This is a genomic window from Bacillus sp. OV166 (assembly GCF_900177675.1).
Lineage (GTDB): Bacteria > Bacillota > Bacilli > Bacillales > Cytobacillaceae > Neobacillus.
In genome coordinates this window covers 267,824-289,195 of record NZ_FXWM01000001.1, presented here as the reverse complement: position 1 = coordinate 289,195, position 21,372 = coordinate 267,824, and the positions used below count along the sequence as shown (strand labels likewise).

21 protein-coding genes and 1 other annotated feature are annotated in these 21,372 nt (G+C 40.6%); all 21 genes read right to left on the bottom strand.

Annotation, left to right across the window (positions count from 1 at the left end):
• Positions 1 to 5 precede the first annotated feature (5 nt).
• Positions 6 to 632: a 50S ribosomal protein L3 gene (gene rplC, locus CCK98_RS01415; RefSeq protein WP_088084984.1), complete on the bottom strand. Its 627-nt coding sequence runs from the start codon at positions 630 to 632 to the stop codon at positions 6 to 8.
• Positions 633 to 671: 39 nt separating this feature from the next.
• On the bottom strand, positions 672 to 980 hold the full coding sequence (rpsJ, locus tag CCK98_RS01410) for a 30S ribosomal protein S10 (protein ID WP_066094693.1): 309 nt from the start codon (positions 978 to 980) through the stop codon (positions 672 to 674).
• Between the two features lie 819 nt (positions 981 to 1,799).
• On the bottom strand, positions 1,800 to 2,987 hold the full coding sequence (gene tuf, locus CCK98_RS01405; RefSeq protein WP_088084983.1) for an elongation factor Tu: 1,188 nt from the start codon (positions 2,985 to 2,987) through the stop codon (positions 1,800 to 1,802).
• 133 nt (positions 2,988 to 3,120) lie between these two features.
• On the bottom strand, positions 3,121 to 5,199 hold the full coding sequence (gene fusA / locus CCK98_RS01400) for an elongation factor G (RefSeq protein ID WP_088084982.1): 2,079 nt from the start codon (positions 5,197 to 5,199) through the stop codon (positions 3,121 to 3,123).
• Between the two features lie 48 nt (positions 5,200 to 5,247).
• Positions 5,248 to 5,718, bottom strand: a complete 471-nt coding sequence (gene rpsG, locus CCK98_RS01395; RefSeq protein ID WP_088084981.1) for a 30S ribosomal protein S7 — start codon at positions 5,716 to 5,718, stop codon at positions 5,248 to 5,250.
• Positions 5,719 to 5,758: 40 nt separating this feature from the next.
• Positions 5,759 to 6,181 carry a 30S ribosomal protein S12 gene (rpsL, locus tag CCK98_RS01390; protein WP_088084980.1) on the bottom strand — a complete coding sequence of 141 codons (423 nt, stop codon included), beginning with the start codon at positions 6,179 to 6,181 and terminating at the stop codon, positions 5,759 to 5,761.
• Positions 6,182 to 6,283: 102 nt separating this feature from the next.
• The gene (locus CCK98_RS01385; RefSeq protein WP_088084979.1) at positions 6,284 to 6,532 is read right to left on the bottom strand and encodes a 50S ribosomal protein L7ae-like protein; all 249 of its coding nucleotides are present in this window, start codon (positions 6,530 to 6,532) and stop codon (positions 6,284 to 6,286) included.
• 135 nt (positions 6,533 to 6,667) lie between these two features.
• Positions 6,668 to 10,267, bottom strand: a complete 3,600-nt coding sequence (gene rpoC, locus CCK98_RS01380; protein WP_088090245.1) for a DNA-directed RNA polymerase subunit beta' — start codon at positions 10,265 to 10,267, stop codon at positions 6,668 to 6,670.
• 216 nt (positions 10,268 to 10,483) lie between these two features.
• Positions 10,484 to 14,041 carry a DNA-directed RNA polymerase subunit beta gene (rpoB, locus tag CCK98_RS01375; RefSeq protein ID WP_088084978.1) on the bottom strand — a complete coding sequence of 1,186 codons (3,558 nt, stop codon included), beginning with the start codon at positions 14,039 to 14,041 and terminating at the stop codon, positions 10,484 to 10,486.
• Positions 14,042 to 14,292: 251 nt separating this feature from the next.
• Positions 14,293 to 14,895 (bottom strand): class I SAM-dependent methyltransferase, encoded by a 603-nt coding sequence (locus CCK98_RS01370; protein WP_088084977.1) that lies wholly within the window; start codon positions 14,893 to 14,895, stop codon positions 14,293 to 14,295.
• A gap of 118 nt (positions 14,896 to 15,013) precedes the next feature.
• Positions 15,014 to 15,373: a 50S ribosomal protein L7/L12 gene (gene rplL / locus CCK98_RS01365; protein ID WP_088084976.1), complete on the bottom strand. Its 360-nt coding sequence runs from the start codon at positions 15,371 to 15,373 to the stop codon at positions 15,014 to 15,016.
• A gap of 58 nt (positions 15,374 to 15,431) precedes the next feature.
• Positions 15,432 to 15,932, bottom strand: coding sequence for a 50S ribosomal protein L10 (gene rplJ, locus CCK98_RS01360; RefSeq protein ID WP_088084975.1), 501 nt, complete (start codon positions 15,930 to 15,932; stop codon positions 15,432 to 15,434).
• Between the two features lie 33 nt (positions 15,933 to 15,965).
• Positions 15,966 to 16,113, bottom strand: a sequence feature (ribosomal protein L10 leader region).
• A 53-nt stretch (positions 16,114 to 16,166) separates the two neighbouring features.
• The gene (gene rplA, locus CCK98_RS01355) at positions 16,167 to 16,865 is read right to left on the bottom strand and encodes a 50S ribosomal protein L1 (RefSeq protein ID WP_088084974.1); all 699 of its coding nucleotides are present in this window, start codon (positions 16,863 to 16,865) and stop codon (positions 16,167 to 16,169) included.
• A gap of 102 nt (positions 16,866 to 16,967) precedes the next feature.
• Entirely contained in the window at positions 16,968 to 17,393 is a 426-nt protein-coding gene (gene rplK, locus CCK98_RS01350; RefSeq protein WP_007085303.1) for a 50S ribosomal protein L11, read from the bottom strand.
• Positions 17,394 to 17,626: 233 nt separating this feature from the next.
• Positions 17,627 to 18,163, bottom strand: a complete 537-nt coding sequence (gene nusG / locus CCK98_RS01345) for a transcription termination/antitermination protein NusG (RefSeq protein ID WP_088084973.1) — start codon at positions 18,161 to 18,163, stop codon at positions 17,627 to 17,629.
• Positions 18,164 to 18,483: 320 nt separating this feature from the next.
• Positions 18,484 to 18,666 carry a preprotein translocase subunit SecE gene (gene secE, locus CCK98_RS01340; RefSeq protein ID WP_088084972.1) on the bottom strand — a complete coding sequence of 61 codons (183 nt, stop codon included), beginning with the start codon at positions 18,664 to 18,666 and terminating at the stop codon, positions 18,484 to 18,486.
• 47 nt (positions 18,667 to 18,713) lie between these two features.
• The gene (rpmG, locus tag CCK98_RS01335; RefSeq protein ID WP_088084971.1) at positions 18,714 to 18,860 is read right to left on the bottom strand and encodes a 50S ribosomal protein L33; all 147 of its coding nucleotides are present in this window, start codon (positions 18,858 to 18,860) and stop codon (positions 18,714 to 18,716) included.
• Positions 18,861 to 18,969: 109 nt separating this feature from the next.
• Positions 18,970 to 19,647 (bottom strand): RNA polymerase sporulation sigma factor SigH, encoded by a 678-nt coding sequence (gene sigH / locus CCK98_RS01330; protein WP_179195992.1) that lies wholly within the window; start codon positions 19,645 to 19,647, stop codon positions 18,970 to 18,972.
• 42 nt (positions 19,648 to 19,689) lie between these two features.
• Positions 19,690 to 20,199 carry an NYN domain-containing protein gene (locus tag CCK98_RS01325; protein WP_088084969.1) on the bottom strand — a complete coding sequence of 170 codons (510 nt, stop codon included), beginning with the start codon at positions 20,197 to 20,199 and terminating at the stop codon, positions 19,690 to 19,692.
• Between the two features lie 2 nt (positions 20,200 to 20,201).
• Complete coding sequence (gene rlmB / locus CCK98_RS01320; RefSeq protein WP_088084968.1) at positions 20,202 to 20,948, bottom strand: 23S rRNA (guanosine(2251)-2'-O)-methyltransferase RlmB; 747 nt, start codon at positions 20,946 to 20,948, stop codon at positions 20,202 to 20,204.
• A 1-nt stretch (position 20,949) separates the two neighbouring features.
• Entirely contained in the window at positions 20,950 to 21,369 is a 420-nt protein-coding gene (locus CCK98_RS01315) for a Mini-ribonuclease 3 (protein WP_088084967.1), read from the bottom strand.
• Positions 21,370 to 21,372: the final 3 nt, after the last annotated feature.

Here is a 21,372-nt window from a genome sequence, read left to right as displayed (position 1 = left end):
AGTGACTATGCTTTAATCGCACCTTTAATTTTTAATAAAGCTTTTTTAGCGCCAGGTACATTACCTTTGATTAAAAGTAGGTTACGCTCTGTATCAACCTTAACGATTTCAAGGTTTTGTACAGTGATTTGTTCTCCACCCATACGACCTGGTAATAATTTACCTTTGAATACGCGGTTTGGAGCAACTGGTCCCATTGAACCTGGACGACGATGGTAACGTGAACCGTGGGCCATTGGGCCGCGTGATTGTCCGTGGCGTTTAATTACACCTTGGAAACCTTTACCCTTTGAGATTCCTGTTACATCTACGATATCGCCAGCAGCGAAAATATCAACCTTGACTTCTTGACCAACTTCATAGCTTGCTAAGTCATCTCCGCGGAATTCGCGAACGAAGCGCTTAGGAGCAGTGTTTGCTTTAGCAACATGGCCTTTTTCTGGTTTGTTAGCTAACTTTTCACGTTTGTCTTCAAAACCAACTTGAACTGAAACATATCCGTCGCTGTCAACTGATTTCTTTTGAAGAACTACGTTTGGAGCTACCTCAACTACAGTTACAGGAATTAAGTTACCGTTACTAGCAAATACTTGAGTCATACCAATCTTTCTTCCTAAGATTCCTTTGGTCATTTAAGTCACACCTCCTAGATTATTTATCATTTATTTTGATTAAAGTTTAATTTCGATATCAACACCAGATGGTAAATCTAAACGCATTAACGCATCAACTGTTTGTGGAGTTGGGTTAACTATGTCGATTAGACGCTTATGTGTCCGTTGTTCGAATTGCTCACGTGAATCTTTGTACTTATGAACCGCACGCAGAATCGTGTAAATAGTTTTTTCAGTCGGTAGCGGAATTGGACCAGACACAGCCGCACCAGAACGTTTTGCTGTTTCAACGATTTTTTCTGCAGATTGATCAAGGATTCTGTGATCATACGCTTTTAAACGGATACGAATTTTTTGTTTTGCCATTATTTTCCCTCCTTTATTCGCCTATTTTCTAAATAGACATTCTCAGTGAAAATTTCCCTCACACACTCGCCATGGCAAAGCGGCCGGGTGTGTCAGCAACCTTCCACATCATCGCAGTCAAAGACCAACATTGTCTATTATACATAAAACATAAAACAAACGCAACACTTATTACGATTTTTTTTTATGCTTCTGTTTCGAACACTTTTCCTATTATAGCGGCTGAAATACACTTTATCAACTATTATTATCAATCTCCAGAAATATCCTAATACAAAAGTTGCGGTGCGAATATTATGAATATATTTCTATAGAAGAAACTCGGAATAGTAGTGGTTTTTAATATAGTAAGTTCTGATGTTGACTTCAATTTGCATACTGACTCGAAATAGGTTTTTATCGACCGTTTCACTGGTTTATTGTCTCAGATGCGCTTATAAACCGTTCATATACACCATTCAGAGTGAATAATAGGCAAAATAGGCTTTATAAACCCTTCTTATCGACCGTTTCACTGGATTATTGGCCAGACAGGATTTATAAAACGTTCATATCGACCACATCAGTGGTTTTTAGCTAGAATAGGCTTTATAAACTCTTTTTATTGACCACATCGGTAGTTTTTTTCCAAGAAAGGCTTTATATATACTTATTATCAATACCACACTTTTTTTAATCGAAAAAGTAATTTTCTCAAGAATAGCCCACAATAATCTCTTACATATACAAACACAAAAAAAGCAGATGGATCGTCATCCATCTGCTTTTTTTATGTTTGTATATTGTCCAGCTCAGCAATCAAGTTGCTGCACTTTTCAATTACTCAGTGATTGTAGTGATTGAACCTGAACCTACTGTACGTCCACCTTCACGAATAGAGAACTTAGTTCCTTCTTCGATAGCGATTGGAGCGATAAGTTCAACAGTCATTTCGATGTGGTCGCCAGGCATAACCATTTCAGTACCTTCTGGAAGCATACAAATACCAGTGATATCAGAAGTACGGAAATAGAATTGTGGACGGTAGTTTGAGAAGAATGGAGTGTGACGTCCACCTTCTTCTTTTGATAATACATAAACTTGTGCTTTGAACTTTGTGTGTGGAGTGATTGACTTTGGTTTAGCCAATACTTGACCACGTTCGATATCTTCACGTGCTACACCACGAAGAAGTGCACCGATGTTGTCACCAGCTTCAGCGAAATCAAGAAGCTTACGGAACATTTCTACACCTGTTACAGTAGTAGATTTTGGCTCTTCAGTGAAACCTACGATTTCAACTACGTCCCCAACTTTAACTACTCCACGCTCAACACGTCCAGTAGCAACAGTTCCACGACCAGTGATTGAGAATACATCCTCAACAGGCATCATGAATGGCTTGTCAGTGTCACGAGTTGGTGTTGGAATCCACTCATCAACAGCAGTCATAAGTTCATTGATTTTTTCTTCCCACGCAGCTTCGCCTTCTAATGCTTTAAGAGCAGAACCTTTGATAACTGGAGTGTCATCACCAGGGAAGTCGTATTCTGATAATAGATCACGAATTTCCATTTCTACTAATTCAAGAAGCTCTTCATCGTCAACCATGTCACACTTGTTCATGAATACAACAAGGTATGGTACACCTACTTGACGTGAAAGAAGGATGTGTTCACGAGTTTGTGGCATTGGGCCGTCAGTTGCAGATACAACTAGGATACCGCCGTCCATTTGCGCAGCACCAGTGATCATGTTTTTAACATAGTCAGCGTGTCCTGGGCAGTCTACGTGTGCATAGTGACGAGCATCTGTTTCATATTCTACGTGTGCAGTAGAGATTGTGATACCACGTTCTTTTTCTTCTGGTGCACCATCGATTTGATCGTATGCACGTGCTTCTGCTTTACCTGATTTTGCAAGTACAGAAGTGATTGCAGCTGTTAAAGTTGTTTTACCATGGTCAACGTGTCCGATTGTACCAATGTTAACGTGTGGCTTTGAACGGTCGAATTTAGCTTTACCCATTAGGAAATCCTCCTCTAAATTATAAATATTTTAGTTTAGTTTTTTTTATGTAAGCCGTGAATATGGTTGTCCCTAACTCACGGCTTCCACTGCTTACAATTGTAGTTATACTTTATCAAAAGATGAAAATCAATTAATCACCTTTATTTTTTTTGATGATTTCTTCCGAAATTGACTTTGGTACTTCTTCATAGTGATCAAAGTGCATAGAGAATACTCCACGACCTTGTGTGCTTGAACGAAGTGCTGTTGCATAACCAAACATTTCTGAAAGTGGAACCATTGAACGAACTACTTGTGCGTTACCGCGAGCATCCATACCTTCAACGCGACCGCGACGGGCAGTAAGTTGTCCCATGATATCGCCTAAATATTCTTCCGGAATAATAACTTCAACCCTCATAACAGGCTCTAGAATTACCGGATTACATTTAGAAGCTGCGTTTTTAAGAGCCATGGAAGCAGCAATCTTAAATGCCATTTCTGATGAGTCAACATCATGGTAAGATCCATCAAAAAGTCTTGCTTTAATATCAACTAATGGATACCCAGCAAGTACACCTCGATCAAGTGAATCTTCAAGACCAGCTTGAACTGCAGGGATGTATTCACGAGGAACAACACCACCAACAATACCGTTTACAAATTCGAAACCTTTACCCTCATCATTTGGTGAGAATTCGATCCAAACGTGACCGTATTGTCCGCGACCACCAGATTGACGTGCGAACTTACCTTCAACTGATGCAGATGAACGGAAAGTTTCACGGTATGCAACCTGTGGAGCACCTACGTTAGCTTCAACCTTAAATTCACGACGCATACGATCAACGATGATATCTAGGTGTAACTCACCCATACCAGCGATGATAGTTTGACCAGTTTCCTGATCTGTATGAGCACGGAATGATGGGTCTTCTTCTTGAAGTTTTTGCAGAGCATTGGACATTTTATCCTGGTCTGCTTTTGATTTTGGTTCAACTGAAAGTTGAATTACTGGCTCAGGGAATACCATCGACTCAAGGATAACAAGGTTTTTATCATCACATAGAGTATCACCAGTAGTTGTATCTTTCAAGCCGACAGCTGCAGCAATATCGCCCGCATAAACCTTTGAGATTTCTTTACGGCTGTTTGCGTGCATTTGCAGGATACGTGCAACACGCTCGCGTTTACCTTTTGTAGAGTTTTGGACATACGAACCTGCATCTAAAGTTCCGGAGTAAACGCGGAAGAACGTAAGTTTTCCAACATAAGGATCCGTCATTACTTTAAATGCAAGCGCTGAGAATGGCTCTTCGTCACTTGAATGACGCTCGATTTCTTCATCCGAATCAGGAAGAGTACCTTTAATAGCTGCTACATCCAATGGAGATGGAAGATAATCGATAACTGCATCTAACATAAGCTGAACGCCTTTGTTTTTGAATGCTGAACCACAGATTACAGGATAGAATTCAACATTAACGGTACCTTTACGAATACCAGCTTTAAGCTCTTCCTTAGTGATTTCCTCACCATTTAGATACTTATCCATTAAGTTTTCATCAAGTTCTGCAACTGCTTCTACTAACTTTTCGCGATGTTCTTCAGCTAATGCACGAAATTCTTCAGGAATTTCACGTACCTCAATGTTTTCACCTAAGTCGTCTGCGTAGAATACTGCATTCATTTCCACAAGGTCAATGATTGCTTTAAACTCTTCTTCAGCTCCGATAGGTAATTGTATCGGATGTGCATTTGCACCAAGACGTTCATGTAATGTCTTTACAGAATACAAGAAATCTGCGCCGATTTTGTCCATCTTGTTAACAAAAACTACACGTGGTACACCATAAGTGGTTGCTTGACGCCAAACTGTTTCAGTTTGCGGTTCAACACCTGACTGTGCATCTAGTACAGCTACCGCACCATCGAGTACCCGAAGTGAACGTTCAACTTCGATTGTGAAGTCTACGTGTCCTGGTGTGTCGATAATGTTAACGCGGTGACCATGCCATTGTGCAGTTGTAGCCGCGGAAGTAATTGTAATTCCGCGCTCTTGTTCTTGTTCCATCCAGTCCATCTGAGATGCACCTTCATGAGTTTCACCAATCTTATGAATACGACCAGTGTAATAAAGGACACGCTCAGTGGTAGTCGTCTTACCAGCATCGATGTGAGCCATGATACCGATATTACGAGTGTTCGCTAAGGAGAACTCTCTTGCCATTGGGTCTTTCTCCTTCCTAATTTGAAAGTTTTTATATTGAAGGTTAGATTACCAACGATAGTGAGCAAACGCTTTGTTTGCTTCTGCCATTTTGTGTGTATCTTCACGCTTTTTAACAGCTGCACCAGTGTTATTGGCTGCATCCATGATTTCATTAGCTAAACGCTCTTCCATCGTTTTTTCTCCACGGTTACGTGAATAGTTCACCAACCAACGAAGACCTAAAGTTGCACGGCGGTCAGGACGCACCTCAATTGGAACTTGGTAGTTAGCACCACCAACACGGCGAGCTTTAACTTCAAGTACAGGCATGATGTTTTTAAGTGCTGCTTCAAAAACTTCCATCGGCTCTTTACCAGAGCGTTCACGAATCGTATCGAATGCAGAGTAAAGAATTTCTTGCGACTTACCTCTTTTACCGTCAACCATCATTTTGTTGATTAAACGAGTAACTAATTTAGAGTTATAAAGTGGATCTGGTAACACGTCTCTTTTTGCTACAGGACCTTTACGTGGCATTATATTTCCTCCTTTCAAAGAAGCTTCTATTTATGTTGTTTTATTTCTTAGGTGCTTTTGGTCTCTTAGTACCGTATTTAGAACGTCCTTGCATACGGTTGTTAACACCAGCTGTATCAAGTGCTCCACGTACGATGTGATAACGTACTCCCGGTAAGTCTTTTACACGTCCTCCACGAATAAGAACAACGCTGTGCTCTTGAAGATTGTGTCCAATACCAGGAATGTATGCAGTCACCTCAATACCGTTCGTCAAACGTACACGAGCATATTTACGTAACGCTGAGTTTGGTTTCTTTGGTGTCATTGTACCAACACGAGTACATACACCGCGTTTTTGTGGTGAAGATACATTCGTTTGTGATTTCTTGAAGCTGTTATAACCTTTGTTTAGCGCAGGTGATTTTGACTTTTCCTCTTTAGATTGGCGAGGTTTGCGCACTAATTGGTTAATAGTTGGCATTTGTGTTTCCTCCCTTCATTATTTGTAAGCCCACATGTCCAGGTGGTTCATTTTTTTGCAAAAACAAAGTTTTTGCAGACTCTCTATCTACAAAAACAGCTTTTAGCGGATAATTGCAACAGTTGAAGCACCAACTTCAATCCCGCATGCTTTCCCGAGTTTTAACATCGAGTCAACATATAGGATAGGAACATTTATATCAAGAGCTTCATTAACAACTTTCACTGTCACTTTCGGGTCAGCGTCATTTGCTACGATCAACTCTCGCACATTACCTTCTTTAAGTGCCTTTACTGTTTGTTTTGTTCCTATAACGAACTTTTGTGCCTGTAATACTTTTTCATAAGACATAGTTCATATCCTCCAAAGTATCAGGTGAATAGGAGCACCTTTGATATAGTACCATCTTTACAAATAGATGTCAACACGACTTTAAATAATTTCTTAAAATAAGGAATCTGCTAGTTAGCAGATCCCTTATTATTATTAATCAATAGTAACTGTTTCTTCAGAAGTGGTATCACGGAGTACAGGCTCAGCTTTGCGATAACGCGGCATCCCTGTTCCAGCCGGAATCAGCTTTCCGATAATAACATTTTCTTTTAGACCTAGTAATTCATCACGTTTCCCTTTGATGGCTGCATCGGTAAGAACTCTTGTTGTTTCTTGGAACGATGCTGCAGATAGGAATGAATCAGTTTCAAGCGACGCTTTGGTAATACCAAGTAACACTGGACGACCTGTAGCCGGTAATTTGCCAGCTAACAATGCCTTTTCATTCGCATCAGTAAACTGATGGATATCAAGAAGCGTTCCTGGAAGAACATCTGTTTCACCAGCATCCCCCACACGAACCTTGCGCAGCATTTGACGGACCATTACTTCAACGTGCTTATCACCAATTTCTACCCCTTGCATACGGTAAACCTTTTGTACTTCTTTTAATAGGTACTCTTGAACAGATGTAACATCTTTTACTCGGATTAACTCTTTCGGATCAATCGAACCTTCAGTTAGTTCTTCACCACGAGCGACATGATCATTTACTGCCACTTTTAAGCGTGCTGTATATGGAGCATTGTAGGTGCGTGATTCAACTTCACCTTGAACAACAATTTCATGTTGGCGATCACGGCCTTCATTAATTCCAACAACAACACCTTCAATTTCAGTGATAACTGCTTGACCTTTAGGGTTACGAGCTTCAAAAATCTCTTGGATACGCGGTAAACCTTGAGTAATATCGTCTCCCGCAACACCACCTGTATGGAAAGTACGCATTGTTAACTGTGTACCCGGCTCACCGATGGATTGCGCTGCAATAATACCTACAGATTCACCAACCTCAACCTCTTGACCAGTTGCCAAGTTGCGGCCATAACACTTCTTACATACACCATGACGGGTATTACATGTAAACGCAGACCGGATTTTTACTTGTTCAATACCTGCTTCGACAATAATTTCTGCTAAATCCTCAGTAATCAAGCCATTTTCAGGAACAAGTACTTTCTTGGTTTCTGGATGTCTAATCGCAGTTCGTGCATGACGGCCAATTAGACGTTCATCCAATCCTTCGATAATTTCAGTTCCGTCTTTTAATGCACTGATTATAAAGCCACGGTCTGTTCCACAATCATCTTCACGGACTATAACATCCTGTGCAACGTCAACAAGACGACGTGTTAAGTAACCAGAGTCAGCCGTTTTAAGGGCAGTATCAGCAAGACCTTTACGCGCACCATGAGTAGAGATAAAGTACTCTAATACCGTTAATCCTTCACGGAAACTTGATTTAATCGGTAATTCAATAATTCGTCCAGCCGGGTTGGCCATTAGACCTCGCATACCAGCTAACTGGGTAAAGTTAGATGCGTTACCACGGGCACCGGAATCACTCATCATAAAGATTGGATTCGATTTATTCAGGGATTTCATTAGTTTACCTTGAATGGTGTCTTTTGCGGCACTCCAGATCGCAATAACACGATCGTAACGCTCATCTTCAGTAATTAGACCACGTCTGAACTGCTTCAAAACGTTATCTACTTTACCTTGTGCTTCTTTAAGAATTTCCTGCTTTTCAGGAAGTACGACAATGTCAGCTACACCAACCGTAAGTCCTGCTTTCGTTGAATGCTTAAAGCCCAAGTCCTTCATGCGGTCAAGCATTTTTGACGTTTCGGTAATTTTGAAACGCTTGAATACTTCAGCAATGATATTTCCAAGGATTTTCTTTTTGAACGGATCAATTAATGGCATTTCTTGAATTTTCGCCCTAATGTCTTCGCCTTTTTCAACAAAATATTTTACAGGTGTTTCTACTTCCAAATTCTGTCTAGTTGGTTCATTAATATACGGGAATGATTTTGGCAGAATTTCATTGAAAATAAGTTTACCAACCGTTGTGATTAATAACTTATTATTTTGTTCTTCTGTGAATGTTTCATTTCCTAATGAGCCCGCATGGACAGCTACACGTGTATGCATGTGAACATAGCCGTTTTGATAAGCAATGACTGCTTCGTTCGTGTCTTTAAAAATCATTCCCTCACCGACAGCGTCATCTCTTTCCAAGGTCAAGTAATAGTTACCTAAAACCATGTCCTGAGAAGGTGTAACAACTGGCTTACCATCTTTAGGGTTTAAGATATTTTGTGCTGCAAGCATTAATAAACGTGCTTCTGCTTGTGCCTCTGATGAAAGCGGCACGTGAACAGCCATTTGGTCACCATCAAAATCCGCATTGTATGCTGTACATACAAGTGGATGAAGACGAATCGCACGGCCTTCAACAAGTGTCGGTTCAAATGCTTGAATCCCCAATCTATGCAATGTAGGGGCACGGTTTAATAACACTGGATGCTCTCTAATCACATCTTCAAGAACATCCCACACATCTGGAGATACTCTTTCTATTTTACGTTTGGCTGATTTAATGTTATGTGCTAACCCTTTTTCAACGAGTTCCTTCATAACAAATGGCTTAAATAGTTCTAACGCCATTTCTTTAGGAAGTCCGCACTGATACATTTTTAAGTTCGGTCCTACAACGATAACGGAACGTCCAGAATAATCCACACGTTTTCCAAGTAAGTTTTGACGGAAACGGCCTTGCTTTCCTTTTAACATATGGGAAAGTGACTTCAATGGACGGTTACCTGGTCCTGTAACTGGACGCCCGCGGCGACCGTTATCAATCAAGGCATCAACAGCTTCTTGAAGCATCCGTTTTTCGTTCTGAACAATAATGCTTGGAGCACCTAAATCTAACAAACGTTTTAAGCGGTTATTACGGTTTATTACACGACGATAAAGATCGTTTAAGTCAGATGTCGCAAATCTCCCCCCATCCAATTGAACCATTGGACGAAGTTCAGGAGGTATAACTGGAAGAACGTCAAGAATCATCCATGAAGGCTCATTTCCAGAACCACGGAATGCTTCCAGCACTTCAAGGCGTTTAATCGCACGCGTACGACGCTGACCTTGTGCACTTTTTAATTCCTCTTTTAAGGCGTCTACTTCCTTGTTTAAATCGATATCAAAAAGAAGTTTTTTAATTGCTTCTGCACCCATGGCAGCTTGGAATTTGTTTCCGTACTTTTCACGGTATGCCCGATATTCTTTTTCAGATAATAGCTGCTTTTTATCAAGAGCTGTATCACCGGATTCCGTCACTACATAAGAAGCAAAGTAGATGATTTCCTCCAAAGCCCTTGGTGACATGTCTAAAACAAGTCCCATTCGGCTTGGAATTCCTTTAAAGTACCATATATGTGAAACTGGTGCAGCAAGCTCGATGTGCCCCATTCGTTCACGACGAACTTTAGCACGAGTTACTTCCACACCACAGCGGTCACATACAACGCCTTTATAACGGACACGTTTGTACTTCCCGCAATGACATTCCCAGTCCTTCGTTGGACCGAAAATTCGTTCACAGAATAAACCATCCTTTTCAGGCTTTAATGTACGATAGTTAATCGTTTCTGGTTTTTTGACTTCTCCGAAAGACCATGAACGGATTTTGTCCGGTGAAGCAAGACCAATCTTCATATACTCAAAATTATTAACATCCAGCAAGGGGCCTACCTCCCTTTTGATATCTCCAGGTTTTACCCTTATTGCGTTATAAAGCGGAAGCGCGCGTCTTAGCCCCGACAAGCATAAGACGAAATCCGCAAGAAGGCGTCTTTTGCCTTCTGGAGGATTTTGGCTTATGACCTCGAGGGGTTGCGCGCTGCAGCTAGGAATCAATTTAAGTTGGAGTGCAGATTGCACTCCAACTAGCATATATTATTACTCTTTTGAACCGACTTTTTCAGATTCAAATGCTTGCTCAGGAACGATGTTTAACGTATCGACTTGTTGTAAGTCATCGTCATCTTCCGTATCGCGCATTTCGATTTCTTCTTCATCACCAGAAAGAATTTTTACATCCATTCCAAGACTCTGAAGTTCTTTAATTAATACTTTGAATGATTCAGGAACACCAGGTTCTGGAACATTTTCGCCTTTAACAATCGCTTCATATGTTTTCACACGACCAACAACGTCATCTGATTTAACAGTAAGAATTTCTTGAAGTGTGTATGCTGCTCCGTATGCTTCAAGTGCCCAAACTTCCATCTCACCAAAGCGCTGTCCGCCAAATTGAGCTTTACCGCCCAATGGCTGCTGCGTAACAAGTGAGTAAGGACCAGTTGAACGGGCATGGAGTTTATCATCGACCATGTGTGCGAGCTTAATCATATACATGACACCCACAGAGACACGGTTATCAAATGGTTCCCCAGAACGGCCATCATAAAGGACCGTTTTCGCATCACGAGCCATTCCTGCTTCTTCAATCGTTCCCCAAACATCTTCTTCACGCGCTCCATCAAATACAGGAGAAGCGACATGAATACCTAAGTAGCGAGCTGCCATCCCAAGGTGAAGTTCAAGCACCTGTCCAATGTTCATCCGTGAAGGTACGCCCAGTGGATTTAACATGATATCAACAGGTGTACCATCTGGTAAAAATGGCATATCTTCTTCCGGTAAAATACGAGAGATTACCCCTTTGTTACCATGACGTCCCGCCATTTTATCTCCCTCAGAAATCTTACGCTTCTGAACGATATAAACACGGACCAGTTGATTTACACCTGGTGGCAGTTCATCGCCATCTTCACGATTAAAGACTTTTACATCAAGAACAATTCCGCCGCCGCCATGTGGAACTCGTAGTGACGTATCACGAACTTCACGTGCCTTTTCACCAAAAATTGCGTGTAAAAGACGTTCTTCTGCCGTTAATTCTGTAACTCCTTTTGGCGTAACTTTACCAACTAGGAGATCTCCGTCTTTAACTTCAGCACCGGTACGGATAATCCCACGCTCATCCAAGTTGCGAAGGGCATCTTCACCCACGTTTGGAATATCACGTGTAATTTCTTCAGGTCCAAGCTTTGTATCACGAGATTCTGACTCGTATTCTTCGATATGGATAGATGTGTATACATCATCTTTAACAAGACGTTGACTCATAATAATCGCATCTTCATAGTTATAGCCATCCCATGTCATAAAGGCAACAAGGACGTTGCGTCCAAGGGCTAATTCGCCAAGTTCCATTGATGGACCATCAGCAAGAATTTCGCCTTTTGTTACGCGGTTGCCCACAGCAACAATTGGACGTTGGTTATAACATGTTCCTTGATTGGAACGGATGAATTTTAACATACGGTACTTATCAAGATTACCTTTAACCTCTTGACCATCAACAACATTAATGCGACGTACCCATACTTCACGGGCCTCTACATGCTCAACAATACCTTCGTGCTTACAGATAACCGCAGCACCTGAGTCTTTACCGGATACGTATTCCATACCCGTTCCAACTCTTGGAGCTTCTGGCTGCATAAGCGGTACTGCTTGACGCTGCATGTTCGCACCCATAAGGGCACGGTTGGAGTCATCGTTTTCAAGGAACGGGATACACGCTGTTGCCGCAGACACAACCTGCTTTGGCGATACATCCATATAATCAATTCGTTCACGTTTAACTACCGTGTTTTCACCACGGAAACGAGCAACAACATCTTCATCGACGAATGAACCATCATCACTTAGACGAGAATTCGCTTGGGCTGTAACATAGTTATCTTCTTCATCAGCAGTTAAGTAATCAATCCGGCTTGTAACTTTCCCTGTATCAGGGTCGACACGACGGTAAGGTGTTTCAATAAACCCAAAACGGTTTACTTTTGCATAAGATGATAACGAGTTAATTAGACCAATGTTCGGACCCTCTGGTGTCTCGATCGGACACATACGGCCATAGTGAGAGTAGTGAACGTCACGAACTTCGAATCCGGCACGCTCACGCGTTAAACCACCAGGTCCTAAGGCAGATAGACGACGCTTGTGTGTTAATTCAGCAAGCGGGTTGGTTTGATCCATGAACTGCGATAATTGCGAGCTTCCGAAGAACTCTTTTATCGAAGCAATAACCGGACGAATATTAATTAATTGCTGTGGTGTGATTGTTGCTGTATCTTGGATTGACATTCTTTCGCGTACAACACGTTCCATACGGGATAATCCGATTCGGAACTGATTTTGTAGGAGTTCTCCTACAGAGCGAAGACGTCTGTTTCCTAGATGGTCAATATCATCTGTATCGCCTACTCCATGCAATAAATTGAAGAAGTAGCTAATCGATGCAATGATATCTGCAGGTGTAATATTTTTAATTGGTTCGGCCACATAGGCGTTACCTAAGACATTAATTACTTTTTCATTTTCATCGCCAGGAGCATAAATCTTAATGTCCTGAAGAGTAATTTCCTCAGCGACTACGCCGCCATAAGGATTGAAGCCTTTGAAATTAATATTCTTTTCTAAGGCCGGCAACACTCTATCCAGATTTCTCCTGTCTAGAACTGTTCCCTTTTCAGCGATAATTTCGCCCGTTTCAGGATCCGCAAGGGATTCTGCTAAGCGCTGGTTGAATAAGCGGTTTTTAATATGAAGCTTTTTATTAATTTTATAACGACCTACATTCGCAAGATCATATCGCTTTGGATCGAAGAAACGCGAAATTAATAGACTCTTTGCGTTTTCAACAGTAGGGGGTTCACCCGGACGAAGTCGCTCATAAATTTCTAGAAGCGCTTTGTCAACACCTTCTGTATTGTCCTTCTCTAATGTGTTACGGATGTACTCGTTATCACCGATCAATTCGATGATTTCTTGATCGGAACCGAAGCCAAGTGCACGCAAAAGAACCGTAACGGGCAGTTTCCGAGTACGATCTATTCTCACATATACGACATCTTTGGCGTCTGTTTCATATTCCAGCCAAGCGCCGCGGTTCGGAATGACAGTAGCCGAGTAGCCACGTTTTCCATTTTTATCGAGTTTCCCACTAAAGTAAACGCTCGGAGAACGCACTAATTGTGAAACGATAACACGTTCTGCCCCGTTAATGACAAACGTACCCGTTTCAGTCATAAGTGGAAAATCACCCATAAAAACATCTTGATCTTTTACTTCGCCTGTTTCTTTGTTTACAAGACGTACTTTTACACGTAATGGAGCAGAATATGTAACGTCCCGTTCTTTTGATTCTTCAACAGAATACTTTGGATCGCCAAGGCTGTAATCAATAAATTCTAGTGATAGGTTACCAGTAAAGTCTTCTATTGGTGAAATATCCTGGAACATTTCACGCAAACCCTCATCAAGAAACCATTGATAGGAAGAGGTTTGGATTTCAATAAGATTTGGTAATTCTAAAACTTCACTGATTCGTGCGTAACTTCTTCGTTGGCGGTGTCGTCCATACTGAACTAGTTGACCTGTCAACTGATTCACCCCTCAAATCAAGCGTTATTATTAAATCTATAAGCGTTTATGGATCAGAATTTTACTTCCTTTCCAATAAACAAAAAGAAAAAGGGTTTTTTACTAAAAACCACATTTTCACATTTTAACTATTATTTTGTCATCATTTCCTTAATATCCCTTTTTTATACACAGAAATTAAGTATTTAAAGGAATAATTCGGAAATTATTATGATGGCATTTTATAATGCTATCATAGTGACATTTTCAAGTCAACTTTTTTGTGCCTTTATGACAAAATAACCTTTGGATTTGTCAATAGTTTCGACGTGATTAAATAAATTATTTAATTTTTCAATTGCAGATGGTGCTCCTTGTTTCTTTTGAATGACAACCCAGAGCTCACCCTGTGATGTAAGATGCTCGAAGCTTTGTTCAAAAATATCGTGAACCGTTTTTTTCCCCGCTCTAATCGGAGGATTTGTTAAAATAGCAGCAAACGTCTTTTCTTTTACATTCAACAAACGATCACTTTCATATATCTTAACGTTCTGGATCCGATTAAGTTCTGCATTTTCCTTCGCCAATGCAATTGCCCGTTCATTAACATCAACCATATGTATCATACGATCATGGTAAGTTTTTGCAATCGAAAGACCAATGGGCCCATAGCCACAGCCTACATCCAGGAGTAATCCATCTGCATTCGGCATTTCAAAAGACTCAATTAATAAACGTGAGCCGAAATCTACTTCTCTTTTTGAAAAAACACCGTTATCCGTTTTAAAACGGAATTGGTTATTTTTTAAAGTGTAGTCCCAAAATTTCGGGTCACTTTCAACCTTCTGCATTCGAGAATAGTAGTGTTCAGACAACTGACTCACCTCCGAGGAATATTAATAATTGAAGATAAACGAGGAAAAATAACTCAAAATCAAAATTTAATTAAGCCAAAAAAAGCCCGCTTATACAGCGAGCTTTTTTATTTGATTATTACTTAACTTCAACGTTTGCTCCAACTTCAGCAAGTTTAGCTTTAACTTCTTCAGCTTCTTCTTTAGAAATGCCTTCTTTAACAGCTTTTGGAGTGTTGTCAACAAGATCTTTTGCTTCTTTAAGTCCAAGACCAGTGATTTCACGAACAGCTTTGATAACCTTGATTTTTTGGTCTCCAGCGCTAGCAAGGATAACATCAAATTCAGTTTGCTCTTCAACAGCCGCTACAGCTGCGCCACCCATTGCAACAGGAGCTGCAGCAGTTACGCCGAATTCTTCTTCGATTGCTTTTACTAGATCGTTAAGTTCTAAAACAGTCATAGTTTTAACTGCTTCAATGATTTGTTCTTTAGTCATGATAAATTTCCTCCTTAGTTTTCGTTCAAATTTATTTGATGTGCGTATTCAGGCTAACTTACGCGCCTTGTTCTTCTTTTTGTTCTGCAACTGCTTTTGTAACAAGAGCAAGGTTGCGGATTGGAGCTTGTAGTACGCTGAGTAACATAGATAGTAAACCTTCGCGTGATGGTAGGTCTGCAAGAGCTTTAATTTCTTCGGCTGTTGCAACGTTTCCTTCAATTACACCCGCTTTAAGTTCAAGTGCTTCATGTTTTTTCGCAAAGTCATTCAAGATCTTAGCTGGTGCTACTACATCTTCAGTACTGAACGCAATTGCGTTAGGGCCTGTTAATGCAGCGTTTAATCCAGCAAGTTCAGCAGCTTCAGCCGCACGGCGAACCATTGAGTTTTTGTAAACTTTAAATTCAACGCCTGCTTCGCGAAGTTGTTTACGAAGTTCAGTAACTTCTGCAACTGAAAGACCACGATAATCAACAACAACTGTTGATACACTGTTCTTTAACTTATCAGTAATTTCGTTAACGATTAGTTGCTTTTGTTCGATTACACTGCTCATCTTTACACCTCCTGTAGATTGTCTACATTCATACTAGGCAAATAAAAACCTCCATATCAATCGGTGACATGGAGGCAGCATACAACAGCTGAATAATTCAGCCAATTCTATCGCATTACCTCGGCAGGAAATTAAGCGCGCCTAGCGCACCTGCTGTCTTCAGTACAAATGTTATTATTTTAAACAACAAAATAGATTATATAAAATCTATTCTAGATTGTCAATTGGTAAAATTTATTTAACTGCTACAGATGAAGGATCAACTTTAACGCCAGGTCCCATTGTTGAAGCAACAGTTACGTTCTTCATGTAAGTACCTTTTGCTGCAGATGGTTTCACTTTTACCATAGTTTCAAAGATAGTGTTGAAGTTTTCAACAAGCTTCTCGTTTTCGAAAGATGCTTTACCGATTGGCACGTGAATGTTACCAGACTTGTCAACACGGTATTCAACTTTACCAGCTTTAATTTCATTAATCGCACGAGTCACATCAAATGTAACTGTACCTGTTTTAGGGTTTGGCATTAAACCTTTAGGTCCTAATACACGACCAAGCTTACCAACTTCACCCATCATGTCAGGAGTTGCTACGATTACATCAAATTCAAACCAACCTTGTTGGATTTTGTTGATGTACTCTGCATCACCTACATAATCAGCACCAGCTGCTTCTGCTTCTTTTACTTTTTCACCCTTAGCGAAAACTAGAACGCGTTGCGTTTTACCAGTCCCGTTTGGAAGTACAACTGCACCACGGATTTGTTGGTCAGCTTTCTTAGGGTCAACACCTAAACGGAATGCTACTTCTAGAGTTGCATCGAATTTAGTGAAGTTTGTTTTTTTAGCAAGATCAATTGCTTCTGCAATCGGATATGCCTTTAGGCGATCTACAAGCTTTGAAGCTTCTAAATACTTCTTACCTTTTTTAGCCATTTTTATTTCCTCCTAGATTGTGGTTTTAGCGAATTATTCTCCCACGAATAAAGGTTGCGCAGAAACGCAACCCCACTCATTCAACACGAACAGTTACATGAATTAGTCTTCGATGACGATACCCATGCTGCGTGCAGTACCTTCGACCATGCGCATTGCTGCTTCAACGCTAGCTGCGTTTAGGTCAGGCATTTTTTGTTCCGCAATCTCGCGTACTGTATCACGCTTTACTGTTGCTACTTTATTACGGTTAGGTTCACCAGAACCTGACTGAATTCCAGCTGCTACTTTCAAAAGAACGGCAGCAGGAGGAGTTTTCGTAATAAATGTAAATGAACGGTCTTCAAATACCGTGATTTCAACAGGAATGATCAAACCAGCTTGATCTGCTGTACGAGCGTTAAATTCTTTACAGAATCCCATGATATTTACACCGGCTTGACCTAGTGCAGGTCCAACTGGCGGCGCTGGATTAGCTTTCCCAGCAGGAATTTGTAATTTAACGACTTTAATTACTTTTTTAGCCACGAGACACACCTCCTTAAAGTCCGTGATGTGGTAATAGGAATCCGTTAGGAATCCTCCCACTCAGGCATCTGTCTTTATCTATTGATCATAAAGAACTTAACATAAGTCTTGTCTCACAGTGGAGACATACTGACCTATGAAATATTACCACTTTTTAATAATGATTTCAAGTTTTTTTACAATATAACATTATTTTCTTTAAATATCGCTGCAAAAAGGACGCTCCGCTTTTCTTAATCGAGCTTCTCGATTTGTGTGAAATCCAGTTCTACCGGGGTGTCACGTCCGAACATATTGACAAGAACCTTCAGTTTCGAGCGATCCTTATCCATTTCTTCCACAGACCCAGTAAAGTTAGCAAATGGACCTTCCTTCACGCGAACCGTTTCACCAATTTCATAATTGGCATCGATGCGATTTTCGGAAACCCCCATGCGTTTTAAAATAACGACAACTTCTTCTGGAAGCAATGGCGTGGGCTTCGATCCACCTCCAGATGAACCGACAAAGCCTGTTACACCTGGGGTATTCCGAACCACATACCAAGAATCATCAGTCATCACAATTTCAACTAATACATAACCAGGGAACACTTTGCGCTTTACTACTTTTGTCTTGCCATTTTTGATCTCAGTCTCTTCTTCTTCAGGGACAACCACTCTGAAAATCTTATCTGTCATACCCATCGATTCGACTCGTTTTTCTAAATTCGCTTTTACCTTATTTTCATAACCTGAGTAAGTATGTAAAACATACCAATTTTTTTCCATTTAAGAGGACTTGAACGTCCGTCCCTCCCTATTTCTTATTCAAAAACAAAAGGCGCAAGCGCCCGTTTAGCTGCGTATGGACTGGAGCACTCCAACTGAGATAAAGGAAACACGGAGAGCGTTAGCGATTCGATGTTGACTTATCGTAGGGCGGAGAGCGAAGTCCACTAGCCGCTGGGCGCTGGAGCTGGATTCAGAGAACTATTCCAAGATATCCATAATAATTATTTCATGATTTCCAAACAAACAAAAAACCCGTGAAACGGGCTTTAGATAAAAATTCCTTTATTAATCACCATTATACCATGAAAGTTGATTTATTATTCAAGAATTAAGCGAATCAATTTTGAAATCCCTAAATCTAGAACCGCAAAGAACGCTGCAAAAAAAACAACGGTCGATAGTACAGTAAGCGTCGAGCGAGTTAGTTCCCCACGTTTTGGCCAGCTAACTTTTCTCATCTCACGGAAAATATCACTGAAGAATTTAGTTATGCGCTGCATTTCTGTAACCCCCAAGATCTAAAAATAACTGCAAAAATCTATGATCATTATTTCGTTTCTCTATGAATGGTATGGGTGGTGCAGGTTTTGCAGAATTTTTTCAATTCTAATCTCTCTGTTTGTGTCTGCTTGCTGATCGTCGAGTAATTTCGCGAGCCGCAATCAGCACAGGAAAGGATTACTTTTTTACTCATAGTCGACACCTTTACCCAATTTTCTATTATATCCTTAAAAATGTAACATGAGTCCTAATTATTGTCAATAACCCTCGGGAATGGTTCAATTATATGACAAATTTAATCATCAAAGTGAAAATTCACGAAGTTCTAAATATCTTTCCAGCTTTCTTTTGACACGCTGCAGGGCATTATCAATTGATTTCACATGGCGGTTTAGCTCTTCAGAAATTTCTTGGTATGATTGACCATCTAAGTAGAGAGCCAATACCTTCCTTTCTAAATCACTTAATAATTCAGTCATTTTCACTTCGATATGGTCAAATTCTTCCTGATTTATAATCAGTTCCTCTGGGTCAAGAACCTTTGTCCCTGACAAAACATCCATTAATGTTCGGTCCGATTCTTCATCGTAGATTGGCTTGTCCAATGAAACGTATGAATTTAACGGGATATGCTTCTGCCTTGTGGCGGTTTTGATTGCTGTAATGATTTGACGAGTTATACAAAGCTCTGCAAATGCCTTGAAGGAGGTAAGCTTGTCCTCCCGAAAGTCACGAATTGCCTTATACAGTCCAATCATACCTTCTTGGACAATATCTTCCTTATCTGCACCGATTAAAAAATAGGACCTTGCTTTTGCACGTACAAAATTACGATACTTATGGATTAAGTAATCCAATGCTTCACTATCACCTTGGTGCACTAAATCAACAATTCCTTCGTCTTCCATTATCAGGAACTGCTGGTTGACCTTTGTTCCGAAGTCCGTACTCAAAGTAGATCCCCTCCACCGAACAAGCATAGATAGTAATAGTATACATGACAATTTTTTATAAGTCCACGTTCACTTTTGTCCTCTGCGCCACTTTTCGAAAATTTCTGCCATTTCCGTACTCATCTTTATTTTAGAAACGGGTCTTTTTTCTCGAATGGTTTTCACTTTCTTTTCGATGCCTCTTTCAATCGAAGACATTTCAATGAGCAATTCACGTGCAGACTTCCTTAATGCCCCTTGTCCAAAAATAGCCCATTGCTCTGTAAAGTCGGAAGTCGCTACATGAATTTGTGTTCTTCGATTGCTTAAACTAATGGCCATTTTTTCAATCCGCTCATCTGCCGTCTCATTTTCTTTCGTAAAGATAACTTCTATTTTATGATTTTTATACTTCTTTTCCGTCCCTTGTACATAATAGGCATCGAATACCACAATCACACGGAAGCCTGAATAGGCTTGGTATTCAGCCATTCTTTCCACTAAGCGGTCCCGTGCAGCAGGTAAATCATGATCCTTTAAAGCTCTTAGTTCAGGCCAGGCTCCGATGATGTTGTAACCGTCCACAAGCAGGATATCCATTACTATCCCTCAAGTGTGTGTCGTTTTCGATATACCTCATACATCAGTAAAGCCGCCGCAACAGAAGCATTTAACGAGGTTACTTTACCAACCATTGGCAAATGAATGAGAAAATCACATTTATCGCGGATGAGTCTTCCCATGCCTTTTCCTTCACTGCCAATCACCAAGCCCAGTGGCAGCGTCCCGTCTAATCTTCGGTAATCATCTTTGCCTTTTGCATCTGTTCCGGCAATCCAAATACCTCGTTCCTTAAGTTCATCGATGGTTCGCGCCATATTAGTGACACGGACCACTGGGATATATTCAATCGCACCTGTCGAAGCTTTGGCAACTGTTGCTGTTAGGCCGACAGCCCGACGCTTTGGAATAATGATGCCATGTGCACCGACTGAATCGGCTGTTCTCATGATCGACCCAAGGTTATGAGGATCCTCAATTTCGTCCAGCAATAAAAAGAATGGCGGTTCATTTTTCTTTTCTGCTGCTGCAAACAAATCATCCATTTCCGCATATTGATAGGCAGCAACATAGGCAAGAACTCCTTGATGATTTTCATCCGCGATTTGGTCAATTTTTTTCTTAGGAACAAATTGAACAATCACATTTGCTTCTTTTGCTAATTGCGTAATTTGCTGCATTTGCCCACGCTGCGATCCTTCGGCAATTAATATTTTATTAATATCCCTTTCTGATTTAAGCGCTTCGATGACTGGATTTTTGCCTACAATATATTCTTGTTGTTCCATCCTAGCGTTCCTCCTTTCTTTGCTCCACATATGAAAATGCCCTGCTAATAAGCTCTTCTAAACGTTCTTTTTTACTCGTTAAATACAGATAACCCATCAATGCTTCAAATGCTGTACTGTAGTGATAAGTTTGGACATCTGTATTTTTAGGAACAGTGCCTGATTTTGCATTTCTACCGCGCATGACCACCGCTAATTCTTCTTCATCCAGCAGTTTATGATCCATCATTTGAAAAAGAATTTGGCTTTGTGCTTTTGCCGACACGTAAGTGGTCCCGGTGCGGTGTAACTGATTCGGTCTTACCTTACCGCTGTAGAGAAGGTGGCGCCTTACATAGGTTTCATAAATCGCGTCACCCATATAGGCAAGAGCGAGACTATTCAATTGTTTAACATCCACTGTATTTTCATATTCAAGCATGAA